Genomic DNA, 24780 nt, shown 5'->3' on the forward strand with positions numbered 1-24780 from the left:
TATTCATTCAAATTTCAATTTATATAAATTTATATTTCAAAATAATGGTTGACAGTCTTTTGAAGCGATAGGTAGAATAGAAAGTGTGTGATTCTGATAATCATTATCAAGAAAAGGTCGATTAACCTAATTTTTTATTACTATTTGAGAATAAATTTCATTTCATTAAATATATGTTGTTGGTTAGGATGGTTGAGGTATGGAAGCGAGCGCAAGGAGTATAGAACAGCAAGATGTGAATGTTAAAGAGATTAAGAGCAGGCCGCTCGTTGCTTCTATTATTTTAGTAGCAGGTACAGTTTTGTTAGCTTTAAGCATGGCAGTTTCTATTTCGTTTGGTGCTGCAGATATTAGTTTAAAGACTGTATGGCAAGCTGTGTTTCAGTTTGACGGTTCTATTACGCATCATAACGTAATTCAAGAACTTCGCATGCCTAGAGCAATAGGGGGCGTAGTTGCAGGTGCCTTTTTAGCAGTATCAGGGGCAATTATGCAAGGTATGACGCGAAATCCACTTGCTTCACCATCGTTAATGGGAATTACAGATGGAGCTGTATTTGGAATTGCAATTATGTATGCATTCTTCCCTAATTCACCTTATTTAATGTTCGTTATCGCATCTTTTATTGGGGCTGCGTTTGGAGCGAGCATTGTATATGGAATTGGGTCTTCTTCACCAGGTGGATTAACACCTGTGAAGTTAGCTTTAGCGGGTGCAGCAATTAGTGCTTTATTAGGGGCCATTTCATCTGGAATTGCGCTATATTTCAACCTTGCCCAAGAGGTGAGTATGTGGAATGCAGGCGGAGTTGCGGGAGTGAAATGGGAAAGTATTAATATGTTAGTACCAATTGGCCTTGTTTGTCTCTTTATTGCAATTATGATGTCGAGGTATATTACAATTTTAAGCTTCGGTGAAGAAATTGCGATTGGACTTGGTCAAAATACGACATTAATTAAATTTATCGGAACAGTACTTGTTCTTGTGTTAACAGGTTCTGCGGTTTCTATGGCAGGATCGGTTGGATTTGTTGGTCTTGTAATCCCGCACATGACTCGTTTCCTTGTAGGCTCAGACTATAGATGGGTTATTCCATGTTCTGCGGTCTTAGGTGGGCTGTTAATTGAATGTGCAGATATGTTATCTCGCGTTATTAATCCGCCGTTTGAAACGCCAATTGGAGCAATTACAGCGCTAATTGGGGTTCCATTCTTCCTCTACTTAGCACGTAACGAAGGGAGAGGGAAAATGTGAGGACAAGTGTCTTAACAAAAAAGAACGTTTCTGTTTTAACAATCTTAGTAGGATTAATCGTTACTGTATTTTTAGTAAGTTTAAATACAGGGACATTTAAAATACCGCCAATGGACGTATTAAAGTCATTGGTTGGACTTGGGGCTGAAGATCAGTCTGTTATTTTATTTGAATTCCGTATGCCGCGTATGGTCATTGCTATATTAGTTGGATCTGCTTTAGCGATGTCAGGTGCGATTTTGCAAGGGTTATCACGTAATCCACTTGCTGATCCAGGTATTATTGGTATTAACGCTGGAGCGGGGTTAACAGTCGTTATCTTCGTTTACTTTTTCTTCGGGAAAGTTGGAACTGGTACATTTTTATCTGTATTTATCCTTCCTTTCTTTGCGTTAGTTGGTGCGATATTAGCAGCGGTTATTATTTATTTACTAGCATGGAAAGACGGCGTTTCATCAACGAGATTAATACTTGTCGGTATTGCTGTTGCAGCCGGGTTTGGTGCTGTTAGTTTAATTTTTTCTATGAAGATGACATCTAACGATTTCCGTTTTGCTACGATTTGGTTAGCAGGAAGTCTATGGGGCACAGATTGGAAATTCGTACTAAGTGTACTTCCATGGATGGTTATTTTCTTGCCACTTGCTATTAGTAAGGCTCATATATTAAACGTAATGAACCTAGGCGACTCCACAGCAGTTGGCCTTGGTGTAAATGTAGAAAAAGAAAGACGTAAATTATTATTTATTGCAGTTTGTTTAGCTGGTGCATCTGTCGCTGTTGCCGGAGGAATTGGTTTTATCGGTTTAATGGCTCCGCATTTAGCTAGACGCCTTGTCGGTGGTAAACATCAAATTATGCTGCCTACCGCTGCACTAATAGGGACGTTTTTACTCTTATTCGCAGACGTAATTTCAAGAAGTGTGTTAACAACTTCAGAAATACCGGTCGGTCTTGTTATTTCTGTAATTGGTGCACCATATTTCATATACTTACTTATGAGGACAAAATAAAGGGAGGCTTTTTGTATGGCAACTTTAGCAGTTGATGCGGTATCTGTTGGCTATAATGAAGGGTTAATTATTGATGGATTAACAGTTGAAATTCCGGAAGGGAAAATTACAACAATTATTGGACCAAATGGTTGTGGGAAGTCCACATTATTAAAAACAGCTTCTCGTATTTTGAAGGCGAAAAAAGGTACTGTTTATCTTGACGGAAAAGCAATCGAGAAACAGCCAACGAAAGAAATCGCAAAGAAAATGGCGATTTTACCACAGACTGCAGAAGTGCCAACTGGCCTTACTGTGTTTGAACTTGTTTCATATGGACGTTTTCCTCATCAAAAAGGATTTGGAACGTTGAAAGAAGAGGATTATCGTTACATTCATTGGGCACTTGAAGTGACGGGAATGACAGAATTCGCAAATCGTCCAGCAGAGGCGTTATCAGGCGGGCAACGTCAACGCGTATGGATTGCGATGGCTCTTGCACAAGGGACAGAATTACTCGTATTAGATGAACCGACAACGTACTTAGATATGGCTCATCAATTAGAAGTATTAAACTTATTGAAAAAGTTAAACGAAGAAGAAGGTAGAACGATTGTTATGGTTATCCATGACTTAAACCATGCTTCTCGTTTCTCAGATCATATGATTGCATTAAAAGCAGGTAGGTTAATGAAGCAAGGAACACCAGACGAAGTGATGACGAGTGAAACACTTCGCAGTGTATTTGAGATTGAAGCTCAAATCGTTCCGTGTCCAGTAAACTGTAAACCAATTTGTTTAACATATGATTTAGCGATGATTAGTAATCAATTGCGTAAAAAAGCATAAGTAGATCCCCCTCGTAAAGAGGGGGGCTTCTAATGGACGTTGAGCTTCTTATTAGTAAATAGGAAGTTGAACACCCGTTAGAACGGGGCATAAGCAACAATTAATCAATATATATTTATTAATTGTTAATCTTGTTTCTTATAGTTCACTGTAACTTATAAGAGAAATACAGCTAGAAGGAGTGGGAACATGAAGAATTTTAAAATGGCGTTATTAGCAATGGTATTAGTCGTTACTTCTGTACTATTTGCAGCGTGTTCTAACAAAGAAGAGAAGAAAGCAGATGCGAAGGATGCGAAGACTGAAGAGCGCACTGTACAACACGCAAAAGGGGAAATTAAAATTCCTGCAAATCCAAAGAAAATTGCTGACCTTAGTGGTTCAACAGAAGAATTATTAATCTTTGGTATGAAACCAATTATTACTGCTAATACATCTCAAGAAAAGATTGATGCACATATTGAAAAGAAATTAAAAGACGTAAAACCAGTTGGTTCTGCTTGGGGCGATAAAATTAACATCGAAGCAGTAGCTGCTGCAAAACCAGACTTAATTCTTGTAAACAATCGTCAAGAAAAGATTTATGATCAATTATCTAAAATTGCACCAACAGTTATGTTAAAAACTCCATTAGACCAATGGCGTCCGAAATTCGAAGAAGTAGGTCAAATCTTCGGTAAAGAGAAAGAAACGAAAGAATGGTTCAAACAGTATGATGAAAAAGCAAGCAAATTACATGACAAAATCGTTGCGAAAACTGGCGATGCTAAATTTATGAAAATGGCTGCATATCCAAATGCTTTCCGCGTATACGGTGACTACGGTTACGGTAGCGTAATCTTTAATGATTTAAAATTACCAGCAGTTAAAGGTACACCAACGGATAAACCACTAGTACAAGTACAAAAAGAAGCTTTAATCGATTACAACCCGGATTACTTATTCGTATTTACAACTGGTGACGGTTCTCAACGTCTAAAAGAATTCCAAGAAGAATCAATTTGGAAAAACATGAACGCTGTTAAAAACAACCACGTATTTACAATTAAAAACGAAGACGTAAACAAAGGTTACTTCCCTCTAGGTAAAGAAATGATCTTAGATGAAGTTGCTGAATTCGTTTTAGGGAAATAATGTATAAACAGAAATCACTTTTACTTCGGTAAAAGTGATTTTTTCTTTATATAAGGGCAATTAATATAGTCTTTCATTTCTTTCTGTTTCCTATTTCGTTTATAATATATAGTAAGAATGCAGTAAAGAAAGGGGGATGTCGGAAGGTGGTATATTTAAACGACAAACTCAGCGAAACAAAAGTGTTTAAAGACCCGGTACATAAATATGTGCACGTACGCGATCGTGTTATTTGGGATTTAATCGGAACGAAAGAATTTCAACGCTTGCGCCGTATTAAGCAGCTTGGAACGACATTTTTTACATTTCACGGTGCAGAGCATAGTCGCTTTACTCATTCGTTAGGTGTATATGAAATTATTCGTCGTATGATTGATGATGTGTTTGATGGCAGACCGAACTGGAATGCTGAAGATAGATTGTTATGTTTATGTGCGTCATTACTTCATGATGTCGGTCACGGTCCATTTTCTCACTCGTTTGAAAAAGTATTTTCATTAGATCATGAGAAATTTACGCAAAAGATTATCGTTGGAGATACGGAAATTAATCGCATATTAAGTCGTGTGGATAAAGACTTTCCGCAAAAGGTAGCCGATGTAATCGCCAAAACATCTACGAATAAATTAGCGATTAGCATGATTTCCAGTCAAATTGATGCAGATCGTATGGACTATTTATTAAGAGATGCGTATTTCACTGGCGTAAAGTATGGAAACTTTGATATGGAACGTATACTACGTGTCATGCGTCCATATGGGAATCAAGTAGTCATTAAAAATAGTGGTATGCATGCTGTTGAGCATTATATTATGAGTCGTTATCAAATGTATTGGCAAGTATATTTCCATCCGGTAACGCGCAGTGCCGAAGTTATTTTAACGAAGATTTTACACCGTGCAAAATCATTGCATGAGAAGTATTATACATTTAAAAATCATCCGGTTCATTTCTATTCTTTATTTGAAGAAGAAGTTACAGTAGAGGATTATTTAAAGTTAGACGAGAACGTTATGTATTATTACTTCCAAGTATGGCAAGACGAAGAAGATCCAATTTTAAGTGATTTATGCCGTCGTTTTATGAATCGAAACCTATTTAAATATGTAGAGTTTACAGATAAGCACGGTTTAGATAATTGGATGGAATTAAGTAGCTTATTTAAAAAGATTGGACTTGATCCAGAATACTATTTAGTAGTTGATTCAACGTCAGACTTACCGTATGACTTTTACCGTGCTGGTGAAGAAGAAGAACGTCTGCCAATCTTACTTCTTATGCCAAATGGAGAGCTTAGAGAGCTTTCGCGTGAATCGGATATTGTTGAGGCAATTACTGGTAAGAAGAGAAGGGATCAAAAACTATTCTATCCGCATGATTTAATCTATGAAGATGGAAGAAAAGGAAAATATAAAGAGAGAATCATCGAATTACTAGAAGGAAAAAAATAAGAAGCAGCTAAGAGCTGCTTCTTATGAAAGAACTTGAAATTATTTGTCGCTTAAGCGTTTTCCGCCAACTGCATAATGGTTTTTAGACATTTCTTCGATGAAAACAACGATGTTTTCTTCAGGAGCACCAGTTGTTTCGCTTACTGCTGCTGTTACTTTCTCAGCAAGAGCTTTCTTTTGTTCCTCTGTGCGTCCTTCTAGCATTTTCACTGTTACGTATGGCATATATAATCGCTCCTTTTATGTAAGTTACACTCTTATTATAGCGGATTATGGGGAAGAACAATCGAAAAAACAAATAATTTCTTTTTTTGACATATTGAAGAGGAGATGAATCATGGATCAGTTATTTAGATACCCATTGCAACAAATTCCGTTGGTAGCAATGGCCATTATTATTGCGTTATCAGTGCATGAATTTGCGCATGCATATGTTGCATATAAATTTGGAGACGATACAGCAAAGAAGCAAGGCCGTTTAACATTATCACCGATGGCGCACTTAGATCCTATTGGGATGATCGCTGTATTAATTCTTGGTTTTGGTTGGGCAAGACCTGTTCCTGTTAACCCATATAACTTTAAAAGGCCGCGTCTTGCAGGGATATTAGTTTCAATTGCAGGCCCAATTAGTAACTTAATTTTAAGTGCAATTGGTTTAATTATTTGGTATAGCCTATTAACATTTGGTGTATTAGATTCAATTCCATTTGCAGTAGCAGATACATTGGCTCAATTCTTCCGAATTTTTATTATGCTTAATATCGTATTACTTGTATTTAACTTATTGCCAATTCCGCCACTTGATGGGTATCGAGTTGTGGAAGATCTAGCACCAACAAATATTCGTGCGAAAATGACACAGTATGAAAAGTATGGAGCAATAGCGTTATTAATTCTTGTTATTACACCGCTTAGCAATTATACAATTCAACCTATTTTTAATGTTGTCATTCCATATGTATTTGTATTTTTAGACAGTATCATTGCGCCTATTTTTGGCCTTTTATAATCATTAAGTGAGGAGGAGTTTACATATGACAGAGAAAAAGAAAAAAATCGGTTTTAATATCGTGAAAAATGATTCAACAGATGGACATGGTGGTTTTGGTGTTGGAGCATTAAGTCTAGAAAACATTTCACCTGTATTTGTCGATGTACTAGAGAAAACAGCATTTGTTGATATCGGTGCAATGCATGCACGTAGTACAGTCGAAAAAGGTATTAAGTTTTTAACAAATAAAGATGAAGTTCCAAACGGAAAACCATTTTGGCTTGTGTGGGTAACGATTGAAAGAACGGCGACAGGTGCTTATTATGCAGGTGTAACAGCTTGTGAAATGACAGTTGACCGTGAAATTCGCCGCGGATATAAATCACTTCCAGAGCACGTAAACAAAATGGATAAATCAATGAAGCGTTACATTATGGTTGACCATATGGATGAATCATCTAAAAAAGTACTTGGTACATTCTTGAAAGAACATAATGAAGCGATTTGGAACGAATCTAGTGAAGAATTGCGCCGTGCATTATTAAGTGAATAAAAAATAGCTGACGGATGCCCGTCAGCTATTTTTTTTACCAAGGAAGATATTTTTTCCACCAACTTGTTTTCTTCTTTTCTTCAGTTGTCTTTTCAAATTCCTCTTTGTCATCGACATGATCCATACAATATTCAGTTGGTTCTGTACCTTTTGCGAAATACATTTTAACTGAAATGGGACAATTTTTTGTAGCGATTTTTCCGTTTTCAGGGTTAATATCGACTGCAACGACGTCACTTGGTTGTTTAAACTCTTTTTGAGGTTGTCCATCTAAGCCTTTTTCCATCGTATCGGTCCATATTTTTTTCGCATATCCTTGTTCTGCTACGTTTGAAATCGATTTAGGTTGATCGTATCCAACCCATACACCCGTTACGATTTGCGGGGTAAATCCAATCATCCAACTATCTGTTTCAGTAGAACCGGATTTTCCGGCATATGTTCTTGATAGTTTAGATAACATCGATTGACCAGTTACAGCAGCATAGCTGCTCAGTTTTTTATTAAACATGCCCGTCATCATTTCTTCCATTACAAACGCTTTGCTTTTATCGAGAACTTGTTTACTCTCCAAATGAGCATCGTATAGCATGTTTCCTTCCTGGTCCATAATGCGGCGAATAAACATCGGTTTTACTTCTTTTCCGCCGTTTGCGAACATGCTATAAGCGTTAACCATTTCAATTGGTTTTACAGGAGATGTACCGAGAGCGAGAGACGGAACATCTTTTAATGCGGTAGTAATACCGAATTGCTTCGCTGTTTTTGTAAGAATGTCTTCGCCTAAAAATAAATTGGTCTTCACGGCATATACGTTATCAGAGACCGCAAGAGCTTGCGCCATTGTTACAAAATCGTCTGCATAATAGTCTTTATAGTTTTTCGGGTTATACTTTGAAACACCGTCACCTAAAGTGAACACAGTGTATTCGCTTTTTAAGCGCGTAGCAGGGGTGAATCCTCGTTCTAATGCCGCGTAATACAGGAATGGCTTAAACGTAGATCCAGGCTGTCGAGCGGCCTGTGTAGCCCTGTTAAATTGACTCGTATTATAATCAGTTCCACCAACAAGGGCAGCTACTTCACCTGTTTTTGGATTCATAGAGACGAGCGCAGTTTGTATGTTTGTTGTGTCAGGTATGTGATCTTTTACAGCTTGCTCTGCAACAGATTGTAATTTAGGGTCTAGTGTTGTATAAATACGCAGGCCACCCTTTTGTAAGGCTTGTTCATCTAATCCGATATCACGAAGAAGAGAAGCTTGTACAGCATCTTGGAAATAAGGTGCAATCTCTGCCACTTTTTTTGTATCTAATGAGGCAAAAGTTAGTGGCTCTTTTTTTGCTGACGTTGCTTGTTTCTTCGTAATGTAACCTTGTTCTACCATTTCGTCTAATATGAGAGATTGTCGTCCTTTCGCACGATCCTCTTTTAAAAAGGGAGAGTAGACACTAGGTCCTTTCGGGATACCTGCGAGCATACTAGCTTCCGCTAATGTTAATTCTTTTGCTGTTTTATCGAAATATAGACGAGACGCAGCTTCGATTCCGTAAGCACCATGCCCGTAATAAATTGTATTTAAATATCCTTCTAAAATATGATTTTTATTATAGTTCACTTCAAGGCGAATTGTGTACATCGCTTCTAATAGTTTACGTTTCCACGTTTTATCATGATCTAAGTATAGGTTACGAGCATACTGTTGTGTAATCGTACTAGCACCTTGGACCTTTGCCATCGCTTTTAAATCGGCAACAATAGCACCAGCAATACGTTTCATATCAAAGCCATGATGTTTGTAAAATCGTTGATCTTCGATAGAAAGTGTCGCCTCTTTTACATAAGGAGAAATTTCATTGAGAGATACATTGTAACGTTTTTGCATTTCATTACTTTGTCCGATAACAGTGTCATCATTAGCGTAAAAGACACTTGTTTGTGGGACAGCAACAGGAGGAGGTCCCATAATTTTTGCAACTATAATAATAACAAAAAAGGAAAAAACAAAAAAAAGAACAGAAGAAAACATTACGGTGAAGAAAAGACGTTTATATTTTTTAAGTTTCGGATTCATAGTTTGATCCATCTTTTTCAGCCCCTCAATACTAATACAAACATTATTGTATTAGTATTGAGGGTTTTCGGTTATTTTAAACAATGAAATTTCGAAAACAAAAAGCTCCTTCAATTAAGAAAGGAGCTCAAAGGCACGTGCTGGCCAATCGGTAATAATGACATCTACGCCATAGTCAATCATAGTTTGTAAATCTTTGTATTCGTTAATCGTATAAGGGCGGAAAACGTACCCTTGATCTTGTGCAAATTGAATAAATTCCTTTGTTAGTAATTGAAAGTTTGGATGTAAACCAGTTGCTTCTCTATTTTTTGCTTCAGCGATAGGATCAGCAAGTGGTGTATCATATAAAATTGCTCTTGGGATTTCAGGAGCTATTTCTGCTAATAATGAAACAGAGTCGTGGTTAAATGATGAGAATATAATTTGATTAGATAGATGGTATTCACGAACGAGAGCAACAGCTTTTTCTTCAATAGTTGGATAGTGGATAACATCTGTTTTTAACTCAATATTGAGCTGTAAATTTGTCGTAGATAACCAAATGAATACTTCACGTAACGTTGGGATTTTTGCTTCATGGAAAGAAGGGTCTTTATGGCTACCAGCATCTAAAGCTTGTAATTCCGCTACCGTTTTTTCAGAAACAAGACCTATGCCATTTGTTGTGCGATCTACTGTTTCATCGTGAATCACGACAAGTTCACCATCTTTTGATAGGTGGACATCAAGCTCAATTCCGTGGGCACCAATGCGTTCTGCTTCTTGGAAGGCAATCATCGTATTTTCTGGATGTGTTCCTTTTACCCCGCGGTGGGCGAAAATAAGTGGTTTATTCATACGGAAATCTCCTTATCGTTTCTTTTCTTTCATTATGAAACTGCTTTTGGAAAAATACAATTGAATAGGATAAACATTTACAAAAGTCTAACAGTTGCACAAAAGTTAACGTTAACGTAAAATGTAATAATTGAGTGAAGGGAGGAATAAACATGTATAAAATTGATGAAGTCACAAAGCAAGTTGGTTTAACAAAACGTACACTTCGTTATTATGAGGAAATTGGTTTAATTCATCCCCCTGAACGTAGTGAGGGGAACATTCGCCTGTATACGGACGAGGACATCGCCAGAATTAAAAGGATTGTAGAAGCGAAAGAAGTGTTAGGGATTACACTTCAAGAAATGCAACATTTTTTATCGTTAAAAGAAAGAATGGAGCAAAGAAGAAATAGTGAGAATCCTCGTGACCGCGAAGTGATTCAAGAAATTAAAGAGATGCTTGAAAAACAAGTGCAAACGCTAGACGAGAAAATGGATCAAATGCAGCGTGTAAAGGCGGAACTCGAAGATAGCCTACATCGTGCAGCGACATTTTTAGAGAGTACAAAAGGAGAATGATCAAAATGGAGAGCAAACAAAAATTAGGGAGATTGATTACAGTGGTGGCTACCTTCCTTGCTTTTTCGGGTATAGGGGTAGTCGACCCAATCTTACCAAGTATTGCTGAGCAAATTGGTGCATCGCATTGGCAAGTAGAGATGTTATTTACAGCATATATTTTAACGATGGCAATTATGATGTTACCAGCTGGAATATTCGCATCAAGATTTGGTGATAAACGAATGATGACGATCGGTCTTGCGATTGTAACTGTATTTGCGTTTATATGCGGTATATCGCAAACGATTGCCCAATTATCTATTTTCCGCGCGGGGTGGGGATTAGGAAATGCGATGTTCTTCGCAACGGCGATGACATTATTGATTGCATTAAGTAAAGAAGTTCATGAAGCAGTAGGACTATATGAAGCAGCTATCGGTTTAGGGATGGCAGGCGGACCGTTATTAGGCGGGATATTAGGTGGACATTCTTGGCGTTACCCATTTTTTGCGACGAGTATTTTAATTTTCTTAGCATTTATTTTAGTTTTCTTTTTTGTAAAAGAACCGGAGCGAAAAGTGAAACGTAAGGCGGCAGGCGTAGGAGAATTACTTAACCTGGTGAAATATAAACCGTTTATGCAAGGTGCGATTTCAGGAATGTTATACTACTACGGATTTTTCGTTGTGCTAGCATACTCACCACTTATTATGCATTTATCTGCTATTCAATTAGGTTTTGTATTTTGCGGATGGGGATTAGCGTTAGCTTACGGTTCTGCAATTTTGGCCCATAAGCTAGAAGGGAAATATGAACCGAAAGCATTGTTGAAAGGTAGTTTACTCGTATTTGCGCTTTTCTTAATCGCACTATTCTTCGTGAAAGTTATGTGGTTACAAATTGTATTAATTGTTCTATCGGGATTAGCATCTGGATTAAATAATGCATTATTTACAAGTTATGTAATGGATATTTCACCTTATGAAAGATCTGTTACATCAGGTGTTTATAACTTCGTTCGTTGGTTAGGTGGCGCAATTGCTCCAATCTTATCAGGAATCATCGGCCACACTGTTTCACCGCAAAGTCCGTTTTTAGTCGGTGGAATTGTTGTGTTAGTCGGTTGTGTAATGATTTTAATTCCGGTTCGAAAGCCGGTAGAAGTAGAGACAAAAGCCCTTTCCTAAGAAAGGGTTTTCTTTCCTATTACAGGGCAATCCCTTTTCGTACATATGTTAGAACCCTCTGACTAAAATATATTTTCGGTATTTTTGTACTTTTAACTATACTTTTTGGATGTTTTGTTTTATTTTTGTTAGGGGACATTAATGATGTCCCTATTATAAATTTGCATTGAAAGGCGTGATTGTACGATGGAACTATGGTTCACTGAAAAACAAACAAAACATTTTGGGATTACGGCGCGTATTAACCGCACATTACATACGGAGCAAACAGAATTCCAAAAACTTGATATGGTTGAAACGGAAGAGTTCGGAAACATGCTTATTTTAGATGGCATGGTTATGACAACAGAAAAAGATGAGTTCGTTTATCATGAAATGGTAGCGCACGTACCTTTATTTACACATCCAAACCCTGAAAACGTATTAGTTGTAGGTGGTGGCGATGGCGGTGTTATTCGTGAAGTGTTAAAACACCCAAGCGTAAAGAAAGCAACTCTTGTTGAAATCGATGGAAAAGTAATTGAGTACTCTAAACAATACTTACCATCAATTGCAGGCGCACTAGATAATGAGCGTGTAGAAGTAAAAGTAGGAGACGGTTTCCTACACATTGCAGAAAGCGAAAATGAATATGACGTAATTATGGTAGATTCTACTGAGCCAGTAGGACCAGCAGTAAATCTATTTACAAAAGGCTTCTACGCTGGAATCTCTAAAGCGTTAAAAGAAGATGGTATTTTCGTTGCACAAACGGACAACCCTTGGTTCACACCAGAACTAATTACAACTGTGTTTAAAGACGTAAAGGAGATTTTCCCAATTACTCGTTTATACACAGCGAACATTCCAACTTACCCAAGTGGTCTTTGGACGTTCACAATTGGATCTAAAAAACATGATCCATTAGAAGTGAGTGAAGAGCGTTTCCACGAAATCGAAACGAAATACTACACAAAAGAATTACACAATGCAGCATTCGCATTACCGAAATTTGTTGGCGATTTAATTAAGTAAGAGCGTTAAATTGAAATAAATAAAGTGTAAGTGACTCATTTAAGGTGTTTGTCTAGAAGGCTTGAACATGCTAGTTACTTACACTGCTACAAATGAAGTAGTCTTCTTGTAAGAAAAAGAAGGCACAGGTAAATCGAGAAAGAGGAGTTATAGGCTCCAAATTTGAGAAATAATGAAAGGTTGGGATACCTTAAGTTCCACACAAGGAGGAAAAGAGTATGCGTTTTGATGAAGCTTATTCAGGTAAAGTATTTATTAAAAGTCATCCAAGTTTTGAAGAGTCAGAGGCAGTTATTTACGGGATGCCAATGGATTGGACAGTAAGCTACCGTCCAGGTTCTCGTTTTGGCCCTGCACGTATTCGTGAAGTGTCAATCGGTCTTGAAGAATATAGCCCATATTTAGATCGTGAACTAGAAGAGGTAAAATATTTTGATGCGGGTGATATTCCATTACCATTTGGAAATCCACAGCGTAGCATAGACATGATTGAAGAGTATGTATCAAAACTTTTAGATGCCGATAAGTTTCCACTAGGTCTCGGCGGTGAGCACTTAGTGTCTTGGCCAATTTTTAAGGCAATGGCAAAAAAATATCCGGATTTAGCAATCATCCATATGGATGCTCATACTGATTTACGTGAATCGTATGAAGGGGAGCCTTTATCCCACTCTACACCTATTCGTAAAGTGTGCGATTTAATTGGTCCGGAAAACGTATATTCTTTCGGTATTCGTTCTGGAATGAAGGAAGAATTCGAATGGGCAAAAGAAGTAGGTATGAATTTATATAAATTTGACGTATTAGAACCGTTAAAAGAAGTATTACCGAAACTTGCAGGACGCCCAGTTTATGTCACAATCGACATTGACGTATTAGACCCAGCTCACGCTCCAGGAACAGGAACGTTAGAAGCTGGAGGTATCACATCTAAAGAATTATTAGATTCCATCGTGGCAATTGCAAATTCAAATATAAATGTAGTTGGAGCAGACTTAGTAGAAGTAGCTCCTGTCTACGACCATAGTGATCAAACACCAGTCGCAGCAAGCAAATTCGTGCGGGAAATGCTGCTCGGTTGGGTGAAATAAAAGTGAAGCCGACTGTTTAGACCCGGTGACTAAGGTTCTTTCCTGCAAAAGGTGCTTTTTACCTTTTGGCAGGGAAGGTTCTTAGACGCAAGGGTCTAAGAGGCGTAACTGGATAGAAATAAAAGCGGAAGTGGCTCGTTTAGAATGTGAGGGGGATGGAGCTTCAGACGTAGAGGCGCTTTTTGCCTCGAAGGAAGAAACGAAGCCACCGATCATTCTAGCCGCTATAGCTGGATAAAATAAGAGCCTCCTATATGAATAGGGAGCTCTTATTTTGTCGTTATGTGTCGGTAAGTCGATATATTAAAAAAATCGCTGATATAATTTCATTTACCGTTACACGACAAGAAAAAGAGCTACTCTCAAACAATGAGAATAGCTCTTTTCTTATGCAACTTTTTCTTCCGAAGTAATGCCGCGAATTTCATCAGCAGAACGAATTGGATATTTGCGGAATACGATTGATCCGATGTATCCAACAATAGTGGTAACGATTCCACACAGTACGGCAGCAATTGTTACTTTTACAACGTCATTAAATCCGAATAAGACAAGAAGTCCTGGGATTGGTGATGCTGTTCCTGGTGCATTATTAACGAGCTGGAACAGAGATGTAATAATACCAGCGAGTGCACCGCCAACGAAGTTTGTCGCATAAATTGGAATTGGATTTGCTGAAACAACATCGGCTTGTGTTAAAGGCTCGATTGCTACAGCGATTGTGTCTTTCTTTGAGCAAATTTTTAGTCGCTTAAAGAAAATAAAGTTCATCGGGGCTGAGGCTGCTACGGCAAGACTACCAATTGCCATTGGTAAACCTGTTAATCCAAGCATTGCAGTTAGTGCCATAGAACTTAATGGAGAAGTAGAAATAACTGTTATTAATCCACCAAGCATAATACCCATAATGATAGGACTTTCTGTAGTTGCAACTGAAATCATAGAACCGATTTTACCGAGCGTTGCATTCACGAGCGGATCCATAAGCATGGCCATTCCGCGTGAGATTGGTGCGGCAATAAATAAAATTGCTAAAAACTCTACACCAGCCGGTAATTTCTTTTCGAGAAATTTCACGACGAAAGCGCAAACGTATCCAGCGAAAAATCCTGGTAAAATACCGAATCCGCTAGTAGCAATACCAATTAAAACAGCATATACGGGTGAAACACCGATTGCTAGTGCGACTAAAATTGCCGCTGCGACACCGCTCATACTACCAGAAGCTTCTCCTACTGATTGTAAAAAGTGATTATGAAACATCTCTCCACCGATATAACGGTGAAATGCTTCAATAAGAAAACTTGCGATTGCTGCATTAGCTAAAGCACCCATTGCTTTCATTCCGTAAGGAGCACGGTAACTAAAAAGTGTAAATAGACAAAGTACAACAAGTAATAGTGCTAAACCTTGCAAGATAGCCATTTGAAAACTGTCTCCTTTGATTTTTGTAATAAAAATTTGTATCATTCAATAATAATATAAAAGTTCATGAAACGGAAAAATTTTTTATTGGGAAATTGCTATAAGTTGAAAAACCCTTACAATAATGTAAGGAAAGTGTAAGACTTTTCAATAGAGTATGGTATGCCTTTTTCCGTATAATACAGGTATAGACATAAGATTAGTGAGAAAGAAGTGCAAACAGGAGGCGCATGTATGAAATTGGTAATTAAAGTTTTAGCTGTATTCGCCATTATTTTAGGTGGAACAGCGTACTATTTAAACACGAAAACAGAAGGTGTGCATGCTTTTGTAGACAACTTCTTTTCAAATAAAGAAATACAAGATTATTATGCGGTTATAAATAAAGGTGAGAAAAAAGACGGTGAATACTTGTATACATTTAAAGGGTATACAGAAGACGGAAAGTTACAAGTTGTGAAAAGAATGATGAACCGTGAATTGCATACGGGGGCGTTTATAAAAATTTATGCAAAAGGTATGCAAGGAAAAGGATGGGCTGAAATCCCAAAAGAATCAATTCCGCAAAAAGCGTTGGAAAAAATAGAAAAACCGTAAAAGGAGCGAATCGTTCGCTCCTTTTTTAGTGCGTTAAAATGGTAATAGCTGAATTCTCTTTATTAGAAATGATTTTTGCACGTCCACCAATTGGGAAAGTGAAAATCGGGGTTGTATGCCCGAAACTTGCGTTTGCAATGATAGGTATATGTGTAAGTTCAGGCTTTGAAGCAATCATTTCTTGAATGTCTTCTATCGTACATTCTGCACCTTTTTGCATCTTTCCTATAACGATGCCTTTTACATGTTCAAAGTCAGGTTGCTGCATAAGAGAATGTAAATAACGATCAAAAGTGTTAAGGGTAGCTTTTCCAGTTAAACTATCCTCCTCAAGAAATAATATTTTCCCCTGTAAGTTTGGCATATATGGTGTACCTTGTAGTAAATTCAATGTGCTCATATTACCACCGATAATCTCTCCAGTTGCTTCTCCTTCATGAATCGAAATATAACCTTCATTTGTAATGAATTCTCGATTTTCCTGATCTATATACCAAGAATCATCGCTCCACGTTTCAGATGGCAGGACTTCAATAGGCTTATTAGAAGTTAAGCATTGTAAAAAGTAATTAGTCGTATATTCGAGACCTTTCTTCATTCCAAATGAAGAGAAATGGGGTCCTGAATATGTAATAAGTCCTGTTTTTGTGTAAATTGCATTATTTAAAGCGGTAATATCAGAATAGCCACAGAAAAATTTCGAGTTTTTTCGAATTAAATCATAATCCAGATGTTTCAATAAACCATTAGAGTTGTATCCGCCAAGTGTTGTCAAAATGGCTTTTACATTAGGGTCTCTAAATGCCTCGTGAAGGTCTTGAACGCGTGAAGAAATAGAAGAGGAAGCAAATTGATCTATCTCATCAGCATATGTTGAGAATGTAACTTGAAAGCCCATGTCAGTTAATCTTTTTACGGCAAGCTTTCTGTTTTCAGTTGAGACAATACTTAAGCTGCAAGATGGTGAAATAACTCTAATTTCATCACCCTTTTTTAATTTTGTCGGTAGCACATAACTCACCTCTTTAAATGAAAGAATATTTAGATTTTAAAAATATTTTATCATATGAAATAAAGTGAAAGTGAATTATTTTTTGAAATGGAGTTTTCCTGATTTTTCAGCAGACAGACAGAGGTTTTTTTTGATATGATAGGAAAAGTGATTTATTATAAGTAGTATTTAATATCTATAACATTTGAAAGGTGTGCAAGACGTGGAGAAACAACTTGCAGGCTTGCCGGTACACGTTCATTTCGTAACAGAAATCCGTGAAGGGGCGAGGAAGGAAACCGTTGCTTTTGAAGCAAATGGTCAATACTATGTAAAAGGTCAAGGTACATATGTAACATTCCAAGAGCCGAACGAACAGGGCGAAGTGAAAACAATTATTAAAATTCAAGATGAACAAGTTCTCATTATGCGTTCAGGTGCTGTTTCAATGCGTCAAACGCATGTGAAAGGTGAATGGACAACTGGTACGTATACGAGTGAACTTGGTACGTTTGCATTGCAAACGAAAACTGATAACGTTCTTTTTAAATGGTCGGATGAAAAGAAAAAAGGACAACTCTTCTTAACGTACGCATTGCTTCTAAGTGAACAAGAAGCTGGCAGATATACAATTACACTTAATTTGAAGGAGGCAAAATAATGAATTCTTTAGAACAAGTAAAAGGATTAATTAAAGAAGAAATTCAAGCTGCTGTATTAAAGGCAGAATTAGCGACAGAAGAACAGATTCCAAACGTTGTATTAGAATCTCCAAAAGATAAAACAAATGGTGACTTCTCTACAAATATGGCAATGCAACTTGCACGCGTTGCGAAAAAAGCACCTCGTATGATTGCAGAAGAATTAGTTGCAAACTTCGATAAAGCAAAAGCTTCTATTGAAAAAATTGAAATCGCAGGACCTGGCTTCATTAACTTCTACATGGATAATAGCTACTTAACAGACTTAATCCCAACAATCGTTAACGCTGGCGAAGCTTACGGTGAAACGAATACTGGTAAAGGTGAAAAAGTACAAATTGAGTTCGTATCTGCGAACCCAACAGGTGATCTTCACTTAGGACATGCACGTGGTGCGGCAGTAGGTGACACTTTATGTAACGTATTAGCAAAAGCAGGATACGATGTATCTCGTGAGTACTACATTAATGACGCTGGTAACCAAATTCATAACTTAGCTCTTTCTGTTGAAGCTCGTTACATGCAAGCTTTAGGCCTAGAGAAAGAAATGCCAGAAGACGGATACCATGGTGCGGACATCATTGGAATCGGTAAGCGTTTAGCTGAAGAGTTTGGCGATCGTTATGCAAAAGCTGATGCTGAAGAAAGCTATGAGTTCTATCGTTCATACGGTTTAAAATATGAGTTAGCAAAACTTCAAAAAGACTTAGAAAGCTTCCGTGTTAAGTTCGATGTATGGTTCTCAGAAACATCATTATACAAAAACGGAAAAATCGATGCTGCACTTGCAGTATTAAAAGAGCGTGACGAGATCTTTGAAGAAGGCGGTGCAACTTGGTTCCGTTCTATGACTTACGGTGACGACAAAAACCGTGTATTAATTAAAAACGACGGTTCTTACACATACTTAACGCCAGATATCGCTTACCATCGTGATAAATTAGAGCGTGGTTTCGATAAGTTAATCAACATTTGGGGTGCTGACCACCACGGTTACATTCCTCGTATGAAAGCGGCTATTCAAGCACTTGGTTACGATAAAGAAACACTTGAAGTAGAAATCATCCAAATGGTACAACTGTACCAAAATGGTGAAAAAATGAAGATGAGTAAGCGTACAGGTAAAGCAGTTACACTTCGTGAGCTTATGGAAGAAGTAGGCGTGGACGCAATGCGTTACTTCTTCGCAATGCGTAGCGGTGATTCTCATTTAGACTTCGATATGGACTTAGCTGTATCAAAATCTAATGAAAACCCAGTATACTATGCACAGTATGCTCATGCTCGCGTATGCAGTATTCTTCGTCAAGGTGAAGAGTTAGGATTAGCTGCAGGCGGAGACGTGAATTACAAGCTTGTTACTTCGGAGAAAGAAGTAGAGTTACTGAAAAAACTTGGTGAATTCCCAGCTGTAGTTGCGGATGCAGCGCAAAAACGTCTGCCACACCGCATTACAAGCTATGCATTTGAATTAGCAGCAGCATTACACAGCTTCTACAATGCAGAAAAAGTATTAAACCAAGACAACTTAGAATTAAGTAAAGCTCGCTATGAGTTAATGAAAGCAGTACGCACTACACTTCAAAATGCATTAGCAATCGTAGGAGTATCTGCACCAGAAAAAATGTAATAAAGAAAAGCGGAGCCGACTGTTTAGCCCCGAAGGCTAAGGTTCTTTCCCACAGAAGATGCTTTTTATCTTCTTGTGGGGAAGGTTCTTAGACAGAAGGGGCTAGGAGGCAGAGCTGGACAATAAAGAAAAGCAGAAGCGGCTCGTTCAGAATAGGAGGAAGGCGCGAAGCCACCGAGTATTCTAACCGATTTTTCGTTTTCAGTAAAAGGCAATCACACGATGTTGTGATTGCCTTTTTGTATGGAGATAATAAAAAAATAAAATTTTATCAAATAAAAGGAGAATTTGCGTCGTCTTATATAAATGACAGGAGGTTTAAGATGGAAGAAAAGGTAGAAGAATTAATTGATATATATAAGCAGCAAATATATTCCTTATGCCATAAATTAGCGAAAACGAAAGAAGATGCAGAAGATATTTTTCAAGAGACTTGGATAAAAGTTTTTTCCTCTAGGCACCAGCTTTCTAGCGTGGAAAATTATAAAAAATGGATTACTACAATTTGTGTTCGTGCGTTTTATGACTTTTATCGTAAGAAGAAAAGGTGGAAAGATCGCGTATTGGATTTGTTTCATAAAGAGGATGGTGGAGAAATCGATTTCGCAGATGAAGTGAATATATCAGAAGAATTTATTCAAAAAGTGGAATCGGAAATGATACGTGAAGTTATACAGCTATTGAATGAAAAATATAAAACCGTGCTCGTACTCTACTATTATGAACAATACTCTTATAAAGAAATGAGCGAAATATTAAATATACCGATTGGTACGGTGAAATACCGCCTTAATTATGCGAAGAAGCAAATGCGGGAACATTTGGAGGGGTTTGTTTATGACGGAAGATAAGTTTGATCAGAAGATAAGAGGCAGCTTAGCTGAAGACACGATTCCAAGCGGAGAGCTGATAAATAAAACGAAACAGAGCGTACGAAATGCTCGGAAATTAGAGAAAAGATGGGTTGTTTGTATTCATGCTATTTGGATTATTTTATTAACAGTTGTTATGGAGCAGTTTGTCACTCATTTGAATCATAAAGTCCCTATGTTGATAGCAAGTGTGATTATGATGCATCTATACGTTCCTATATATGTTGTCATACAGTCATTTTTAAAGAAGGAGTATAAATTACATGATAGAGTTCGCTAATCCATTTGTAGTATTTGAGATAGCTGGGATTACAATGCTTTTGACTTTTATAGCACTTTTAGTATGTGTAGCATCATGGGTGTATACAGATGCGAAAACGCGTGGAATAAGTAAGTGGTGGAGTGTTATAGCGATTGTATTACCATTTTTTATTGGAGTTTTGTTATATATGATACGAAGAAGTAACAAGAAAATAGAAGGAGAACATACGATGAAGGCTATGAAAAAACAAAAGATAACATTAGTTGTCATATTTGCAAGTACGATGTTTGTATTACTGAGCGGCTTTGCTTTCGTTCAAACGTTAGATGATATGTGGAGAGCTGGTGATATATATTTAGAAAATGAGAAGCAAGGGGAGACCGGTTACGAGGCAAAATTCTCATCATGGGATATTACTGGGAAAGATATTGAACTTGAGTATGAAAAAGATACAGAAGTAACATTTTCTTATGAGACAGATGCAAAACGTGGGAATTTATGCTTTAGCTTGTATGAAAGGCAAGGAGAAGGTATAAGAGAGTTAAAAGAGATCTGTGAATCGAAAAAAGGTACTTTCAAAGCTACATTAAAGGCAAATGAAAGGTATGTATTTAATATAAGTGGTGTAATGGTGAAAGATGGTTTTGTAAAAGTGAATTGGGAAATAAAATAAAGGGCCTTGAGAAAGGCCCTTTATTTTATTGGATTGTATACGTAACAGAAAAGCTAACAGGACTATAGTAAACGAAAGGTGCGTGAAATTGAACATACATATTTCCATCTGTTTTTGCAGTGAAAATTCGGCCGTAACCATCAGAATAGCGCCCGATAAGGTTATGATTTGAGTCATAAACACTGTAACTAGGAGTTTTACTGTTAGGTTGAATTGTTAGTTCCTGTCCTTTTTGAAGGAAAATAGGTTCTTGTTCAGAACTACTTCCAGTTTGCAAAGAATAAAATTTTGTAAAGCTTTGTTCTTGAGTGGCAGCAGCGACCTTTGTTTCAGGAATAAAAGCGGTAGCGCCAGTAATTCCTGCTAAAGTTAAAGCACTGGCTAAAATAATTTTTTTCATAGTAGAAAAAGCCTCCTTATTAGTTGTAATCATTTTTGTTACAATTAATATTGTATAGGATAATGAGCAGGAGGAAATATGCTTTTATGCATATAAATATTTTCTCAATAAAAGACCACCGATAAAAATCAGTGGTCTTTTAAATGATTAAGCAGCTTTCTGTTCAGTTTGAGCAACAGATTTTTGAAGTGTATTATAAACTCCTGTCCCGATAACTTCTAATGCCATTTTCATACGTTCAGGCGAAATGTTTTCTAACACATTATCTTGAGGTGTATGGTATACCTTCTCAATATGATAGATTAATGGATTCCAACTATCGACACCCATCCAAATAAATAGGGCGGCAGGAATACCAACTTCAGCAAATGGCACGTGATCACTGGAGCCGAATTTCCCTTGCAGTACGAGGTCATTATTTAATTGTTTACCTGCTTGTAAGGCTGCGTCTGTTACAAGGTTTGGAGAACCGTTAGGCGTCATAGCATATAAATTCTTTGCTTTATCGTAATTTGTTGCAACCATGTCTGCGTTAAAGACACCTAAAATTCGATCGCGTTCTTTTTGGGATAGACTATTAACGTAATAATCGGAGCCAAGTAAGCCAGTCTCTTCAGAACCAAAAGCAATAAAACGAATTTCTTTATCAGTTTCTACATTTTGAAAAGTACGAGCTAATTCTAATACTAATCCTGTACCAGAAGCATTATCGTTTGCTCCAGGTGCTCCAACGACACTATCATAGTGCGAACTTACAACGACGGCTTTTTCATTACCTGTGCTGTTTTTTGGTTTCTTTTTAGCGATGACATTAAGTGATGTTAAGTTAGATTCATGTCTCGCTTTTAGAGAAAGAAGAGTGGTCCCTTTTTTAGCGATTTCCTCTTTAAATGCATTTCCTTGTGCATAAGCAAGACCAAAGACAGGGATAGACTGCTTTTTCGTTAGGCGGGGATTGAAGGTTTGTCCATAATTTCCGCGTCCGCCAATTAAACTGTATAAAAGGACACCTTTTGCTCCTTTGCTAACAGCATTTTCAACTTGTTTATTATAGTCTGCAACTGTTGTTCCTCTTTCAAATAGAACAATTTTTCCGTTTACTTCATTTGGGATATCCTCTAATTTTGTTCCACCTTGAACAAAGATAAGAGGAGCTGTAACAGCTTCTGTAGAAATTAGTGCGTTAGGGGCAGCGCCGGCTTGCCAATTACGTTTTGTGGATAATGGTGATTCAATAAATCCAACGTATTGATCCGGTACTTGAAATGGTTGATATTCTACTTCATAGCCCATTGATTTAAGCTGCATACCAACGTAGCGAGAAGCCCATTCTTCTGATTTTGTCCCACCAGGGCGAGGACCAATTGTTTCGGATAAGAAACGGATGTGTTCGATAGCGCGGCTTGCATCAACTTGTTTTGTGATAGGTGAAGTCTGTGTGATTTCTGACGTGGAATCAGCTTTGGCTTGTCCAATTGGAGCTAAGCTAACAGCGAGTGATACAGCAAGCAAAGAGCTTACTATTTTTTGTTTCAAAGATTTTTTCATTTTTTCCTCTCCTATTCTTCTATTCTCTCTGACTGACAAAAGAAGACGGATAACGACTTTATTTTACCGTCATTTTCATTATTTTTCAATATTCTGACATTGAGAAATAAAAAAACGCTATATGCATATTTGCATATTTTTGATGGAGATATGTATGCTATCATTTTAAATGAAGGTTCGCTTTCTGCTTGGAAAGCTCCTACATTGCATGAATCTAGTGTACCCAAACTTTAGATTATGTAGAGAAAAGAATCCTATAGGATTTCTTTTCTCATGTTTGAATCATGTGATGATAAATATGTTTCCGCATTTCATACTTATTATCAGTGATATATGTAAGGCATCCATATGAAAATACGAGGCTGTTCAAAGGTTTTCCGTACTTTTGGGCAGCCTCACCCCGTTAAAAGGACGATACTCTATGTATCGTCCTTTTTTGGCATAAAAAAACACCTAATCAAATGTTCACTTGATTAGGTGTGAAAAACTATTAATAATATTTTTTTCGTTTTGTAGCTAAAATACTTAACAAACCAGCTAGTAGAAGTACGATGCCTACTGTTTGAGTAGGATCATTTTTGTGACCTGTATTTGGAAGTTCTTTACCCTTATTTCGGTCATCTTGCTGTTTGTTTATTTGTGTGTCAGGGTTTTCTTTTTCTAGTTCTTCAGAAGTTCCTTTACCATGTGTGTCAGGATTTCCTTTTTCTAGTTCTTCAGAAGTTTCTTTCCCCGTTTCCTCTTCTTTATTAGGAGGAGTAATTGGTTTATCATCTCCACCGGATGAAGAATCGATTTTTTTATTTGAAACTGTAATTTGTAGTGGTGCAGCTTGAGCTTTTTCAATTGTAAAGTTTATTGGTGATGCATCTAATTGATAGCCTTTAGGAGCCTTTGTTTCCACTAATTGATAATTACCAGGTTTCAAATCATTTACGATTAATTTACCATGCCCGTCTGTTTGTAAACCTTCTCGTACTACTTTTCCGTCGTGATCTAAAATATTGAAAATGGCACCTTCAAGTGTTCCATGGTGATCAATATCAATTTTAGTTAACTCCATTGAACCTGTTGTTAAACTATTTAAAGCTGTAACAGAAGTAACTTGAGATTGTCCTTTCGTAATTGTGAAAGGAATTGGCTTAGCACTTAAATCGTATCCAATAGGAGCCTTCGTTTCAACGAACTGATAGTCTCCCGGACGTAAATCAGAAACAGAAATTTTGCCATCTTTATCAGTAGTTAAATCAGTGCGAACATCAAGTCCGTTATGATCAACAATTTTAAAGATAGCTCCTTCAAGAGTAGAGTTGTCAACGTCGTCAAGCTTAATTAATTCGACTGAACCTTTAGTTAAGCTGTTAGTAGCAGTAACAGAAGCTTTAGCTGTTTGACTCTTTTCAACAGTAAACTTGATAGGATTTTGATTTAAGTCGTAATGCTTAGGAGCCTTCGTTTCAACGAACTGATAGTCTCCTGGACGTAAATCAGAAACAGAAATTTTGCCGTCTTTATCAGTAGTTAAATCAGTGCGAACATCAGGTCCGTTATGATCAACAATTTTAAAGATAGCTCCTTCAAGAGAAGTACCGTCGACGTCGTCGACTTTAGTTAATTCAACAGCGCCCTTAGTTAAGCTGTTAGTAGCAGTAACAGAAGCTTTAGCTGTTTGACTCTTTTCAACAGTAAACTTGATAGGATTTTG

At 37.3% G+C, this 24780-nt stretch carries 25 protein-coding genes; 17 read left to right on the plus strand and 8 right to left on the minus strand.

All coding sequences use genetic code 11. The features are described from left to right. Positions 1-199: 199 nt before the first annotated feature. From JDS99_RS24340 to JDS99_RS24360, 5 genes are all read left to right on the plus strand, one after another. Positions 200-1255, plus strand: a complete 1056-nt coding sequence (locus JDS99_RS24340; RefSeq protein WP_000388283.1) for a FecCD family ABC transporter permease — start codon at positions 200-202, stop codon at positions 1253-1255. Continuing rightward, positions 1252-2268, plus strand: a complete 1017-nt coding sequence (locus JDS99_RS24345; protein WP_001260777.1) for a FecCD family ABC transporter permease — start codon at positions 1252-1254, stop codon at positions 2266-2268. Before JDS99_RS24340 ends, JDS99_RS24345 begins: the two co-directional genes overlap by 4 nt. Positions 2269-2283: 15 nt before the next feature. Continuing rightward, a complete protein-coding gene (locus tag JDS99_RS24350; protein WP_199695840.1) occupies positions 2284-3096 on the plus strand; it encodes an ABC transporter ATP-binding protein in 813 nt (270 codons plus the stop codon). Between the two features lie 189 nt (positions 3097-3285). Continuing rightward, the gene (locus JDS99_RS24355; RefSeq protein ID WP_087983731.1) at positions 3286-4230 is read left to right on the plus strand and encodes an ABC transporter substrate-binding protein; all 945 of its coding nucleotides are present in this window, start codon (positions 3286-3288) and stop codon (positions 4228-4230) included. 146 nt (positions 4231-4376) lie between these two features. After that, positions 4377-5681 carry an HD domain-containing protein gene (locus JDS99_RS24360; protein ID WP_000262747.1) on the plus strand — a complete coding sequence of 435 codons (1305 nt, stop codon included), beginning with the start codon at positions 4377-4379 and terminating at the stop codon, positions 5679-5681. A 39-nt stretch (positions 5682-5720) separates the two neighbouring features. On the opposite strand, the gene JDS99_RS24365 is transcribed toward JDS99_RS24360, so the two are convergent. Continuing rightward, positions 5721-5906: a 2-hydroxymuconate tautomerase gene (locus tag JDS99_RS24365; protein ID WP_001147171.1), complete on the minus strand. Its 186-nt coding sequence runs from the start codon at positions 5904-5906 to the stop codon at positions 5721-5723. Positions 5907-6018: 112 nt separating this feature from the next. Here JDS99_RS24365 and JDS99_RS24370 point away from each other — a divergent pair, with 112 nt between their 5' ends. Then, the gene (locus tag JDS99_RS24370; protein WP_000372469.1) at positions 6019-6693 is read left to right on the plus strand and encodes a site-2 protease family protein; all 675 of its coding nucleotides are present in this window, start codon (positions 6019-6021) and stop codon (positions 6691-6693) included. A 25-nt stretch (positions 6694-6718) separates the two neighbouring features. Next, a complete protein-coding gene (locus JDS99_RS24375) occupies positions 6719-7228 on the plus strand; it encodes a YwhD family protein (protein WP_087983730.1) in 510 nt (169 codons plus the stop codon). A gap of 34 nt (positions 7229-7262) precedes the next feature. Here JDS99_RS24375 and JDS99_RS24380 read toward each other — a convergent pair whose 3' ends face one another. Together JDS99_RS24380 and JDS99_RS24385 are read right to left on the minus strand one after the other, a co-directional pair. Next, entirely contained in the window at positions 7263-9314 is a 2052-nt protein-coding gene (locus JDS99_RS24380; protein ID WP_199695842.1) for a transglycosylase domain-containing protein, read from the minus strand. A 102-nt stretch (positions 9315-9416) separates the two neighbouring features. After that, positions 9417-10142, minus strand: a complete 726-nt coding sequence (locus JDS99_RS24385) for a glycerophosphodiester phosphodiesterase (protein ID WP_088065048.1) — start codon at positions 10140-10142, stop codon at positions 9417-9419. Positions 10143-10294: 152 nt separating this feature from the next. On the opposite strand from JDS99_RS24385, the gene JDS99_RS24390 reads away from it, so the two are divergent. From JDS99_RS24390 to speB, 4 genes are all read left to right on the plus strand, one after another. Further along, the gene (locus tag JDS99_RS24390; RefSeq protein ID WP_088065047.1) at positions 10295-10702 is read left to right on the plus strand and encodes a MerR family transcriptional regulator; all 408 of its coding nucleotides are present in this window, start codon (positions 10295-10297) and stop codon (positions 10700-10702) included. 5 nt (positions 10703-10707) lie between these two features. Continuing rightward, complete coding sequence (locus JDS99_RS24395; RefSeq protein WP_060487953.1) at positions 10708-11871, plus strand: MFS transporter; 1164 nt, start codon at positions 10708-10710, stop codon at positions 11869-11871. Between the two features lie 186 nt (positions 11872-12057). Next, on the plus strand, positions 12058-12885 hold the full coding sequence (gene speE, locus JDS99_RS24400) for a polyamine aminopropyltransferase (RefSeq protein ID WP_000424696.1): 828 nt from the start codon (positions 12058-12060) through the stop codon (positions 12883-12885). A gap of 218 nt (positions 12886-13103) precedes the next feature. Further along, entirely contained in the window at positions 13104-13976 is an 873-nt protein-coding gene (gene speB / locus JDS99_RS24405; protein ID WP_001209823.1) for an agmatinase, read from the plus strand. Positions 13977-14363: 387 nt separating this feature from the next. On the opposite strand, the gene JDS99_RS24410 is transcribed toward speB, so the two are convergent. Beyond that, complete coding sequence (locus JDS99_RS24410; RefSeq protein WP_199695844.1) at positions 14364-15401, minus strand: PTS sugar transporter subunit IIC; 1038 nt, start codon at positions 15399-15401, stop codon at positions 14364-14366. 234 nt (positions 15402-15635) lie between these two features. On the opposite strand from JDS99_RS24410, the gene JDS99_RS24415 reads away from it, so the two are divergent. Next, positions 15636-15998: a YxeA family protein gene (locus JDS99_RS24415; protein ID WP_000779928.1), complete on the plus strand. Its 363-nt coding sequence runs from the start codon at positions 15636-15638 to the stop codon at positions 15996-15998. Positions 15999-16023: 25 nt separating this feature from the next. On the opposite strand, the gene JDS99_RS24420 is transcribed toward JDS99_RS24415, so the two are convergent. Further along, positions 16024-17010: a S66 family peptidase gene (locus JDS99_RS24420; RefSeq protein ID WP_199695846.1), complete on the minus strand. Its 987-nt coding sequence runs from the start codon at positions 17008-17010 to the stop codon at positions 16024-16026. 202 nt (positions 17011-17212) lie between these two features. Between JDS99_RS24420 and JDS99_RS24425 the strand changes: the two genes are divergently transcribed. The 5 genes from JDS99_RS24425 (at position 17213) to JDS99_RS24445 (ending at position 21127) form a co-directional block, all read left to right on the plus strand. After that, positions 17213-17650 (plus strand): YwiB family protein, encoded by a 438-nt coding sequence (locus JDS99_RS24425; protein ID WP_000414868.1) that lies wholly within the window; start codon positions 17213-17215, stop codon positions 17648-17650. Beyond that, the gene (gene argS / locus JDS99_RS24430; protein ID WP_001086442.1) at positions 17650-19320 is read left to right on the plus strand and encodes an arginine--tRNA ligase; all 1671 of its coding nucleotides are present in this window, start codon (positions 17650-17652) and stop codon (positions 19318-19320) included. The genes JDS99_RS24425 and argS overlap by 1 nt, the downstream gene beginning before the upstream one ends. A 323-nt stretch (positions 19321-19643) precedes the next feature. Further along, positions 19644-20171, plus strand: a complete 528-nt coding sequence (locus tag JDS99_RS24435; protein WP_199695848.1) for an RNA polymerase sigma factor — start codon at positions 19644-19646, stop codon at positions 20169-20171. Beyond that, complete coding sequence (locus tag JDS99_RS24440) at positions 20158-20472, plus strand: anti-sigma factor (protein ID WP_098649056.1); 315 nt, start codon at positions 20158-20160, stop codon at positions 20470-20472. The genes JDS99_RS24435 and JDS99_RS24440 overlap by 14 nt, the downstream gene beginning before the upstream one ends. Continuing rightward, a complete protein-coding gene (locus JDS99_RS24445) occupies positions 20456-21127 on the plus strand; it encodes an ABA4-like family protein (RefSeq protein WP_199695849.1) in 672 nt (223 codons plus the stop codon). Before JDS99_RS24440 ends, JDS99_RS24445 begins: the two co-directional genes overlap by 17 nt. Positions 21128-21152: 25 nt before the next feature. Here JDS99_RS24445 and JDS99_RS24450 read toward each other — a convergent pair whose 3' ends face one another. From JDS99_RS24450 to JDS99_RS24460, 3 genes are all read right to left on the minus strand, one after another. Beyond that, positions 21153-21527 (minus strand): hypothetical protein, encoded by a 375-nt coding sequence (locus tag JDS99_RS24450; protein ID WP_088065042.1) that lies wholly within the window; start codon positions 21525-21527, stop codon positions 21153-21155. 147 nt (positions 21528-21674) lie between these two features. Next, complete coding sequence (locus JDS99_RS24455; protein ID WP_060487959.1) at positions 21675-23075, minus strand: M28 family metallopeptidase; 1401 nt, start codon at positions 23073-23075, stop codon at positions 21675-21677. A 490-nt stretch (positions 23076-23565) separates the two neighbouring features. Continuing rightward, positions 23566-24780 (minus strand): MSCRAMM family protein (locus JDS99_RS24460; protein WP_199695851.1); only part of this gene is annotated, 1215 nt, incomplete at its 5' end.

Origin of the sequence: Bacillus cereus group sp. N6, from assembly GCF_016483705.1 — a bacterium.
GTDB lineage: Bacteria > Bacillota > Bacilli > Bacillales > Bacillaceae_G > Bacillus_A > Bacillus_A wiedmannii.

Coding starts and splice junctions, on each gene's coding strand:
- JDS99_RS24340 (WP_000388283.1), top strand. CDS start 200: ATGGAAGCGAGCGCAAGGAGTATAGAACAGCAAGATGTGAATGTTAAA.
- JDS99_RS24350 (WP_199695840.1), top strand. CDS start 2,284: ATGGCAACTTTAGCAGTTGATGCGGTATCTGTTGGCTATAATGAAGGG.
- JDS99_RS24355 (WP_087983731.1), top strand. CDS start 3,286: ATGAAGAATTTTAAAATGGCGTTATTAGCAATGGTATTAGTCGTTACT.
- JDS99_RS24365 (WP_001147171.1), bottom strand. CDS start 5,906: ATGCCATACGTAACAGTGAAAATGCTAGAAGGACGCACAGAGGAACAA.
- JDS99_RS24370 (WP_000372469.1), top strand. CDS start 6,019: ATGGATCAGTTATTTAGATACCCATTGCAACAAATTCCGTTGGTAGCA.
- JDS99_RS24375 (WP_087983730.1), top strand. CDS start 6,719: ATGACAGAGAAAAAGAAAAAAATCGGTTTTAATATCGTGAAAAATGAT.
- JDS99_RS24380 (WP_199695842.1), bottom strand. CDS start 9,314: ATGGATCAAACTATGAATCCGAAACTTAAAAAATATAAACGTCTTTTC.
- JDS99_RS24385 (WP_088065048.1), bottom strand. CDS start 10,142: ATGAATAAACCACTTATTTTCGCCCACCGCGGGGTAAAAGGAACACAT.
- JDS99_RS24390 (WP_088065047.1), top strand. CDS start 10,295: ATGTATAAAATTGATGAAGTCACAAAGCAAGTTGGTTTAACAAAACGT.
- JDS99_RS24395 (WP_060487953.1), top strand. CDS start 10,708: ATGGAGAGCAAACAAAAATTAGGGAGATTGATTACAGTGGTGGCTACC.
- speE (WP_000424696.1), top strand. CDS start 12,058: ATGGAACTATGGTTCACTGAAAAACAAACAAAACATTTTGGGATTACG.
- speB (WP_001209823.1), top strand. CDS start 13,104: ATGCGTTTTGATGAAGCTTATTCAGGTAAAGTATTTATTAAAAGTCAT.
- JDS99_RS24410 (WP_199695844.1), bottom strand. CDS start 15,401: ATGGCTATCTTGCAAGGTTTAGCACTATTACTTGTTGTACTTTGTCTA.
- JDS99_RS24415 (WP_000779928.1), top strand. CDS start 15,636: ATGAAATTGGTAATTAAAGTTTTAGCTGTATTCGCCATTATTTTAGGT.
- argS (WP_001086442.1), top strand. CDS start 17,650: ATGAATTCTTTAGAACAAGTAAAAGGATTAATTAAAGAAGAAATTCAA.
- JDS99_RS24435 (WP_199695848.1), top strand. CDS start 19,644: ATGGAAGAAAAGGTAGAAGAATTAATTGATATATATAAGCAGCAAATA.
- JDS99_RS24440 (WP_098649056.1), top strand. CDS start 20,158: ATGACGGAAGATAAGTTTGATCAGAAGATAAGAGGCAGCTTAGCTGAA.
- JDS99_RS24445 (WP_199695849.1), top strand. CDS start 20,456: ATGATAGAGTTCGCTAATCCATTTGTAGTATTTGAGATAGCTGGGATT.
- JDS99_RS24450 (WP_088065042.1), bottom strand. CDS start 21,527: ATGAAAAAAATTATTTTAGCCAGTGCTTTAACTTTAGCAGGAATTACT.
- JDS99_RS24455 (WP_060487959.1), bottom strand. CDS start 23,075: ATGAAAAAATCTTTGAAACAAAAAATAGTAAGCTCTTTGCTTGCTGTA.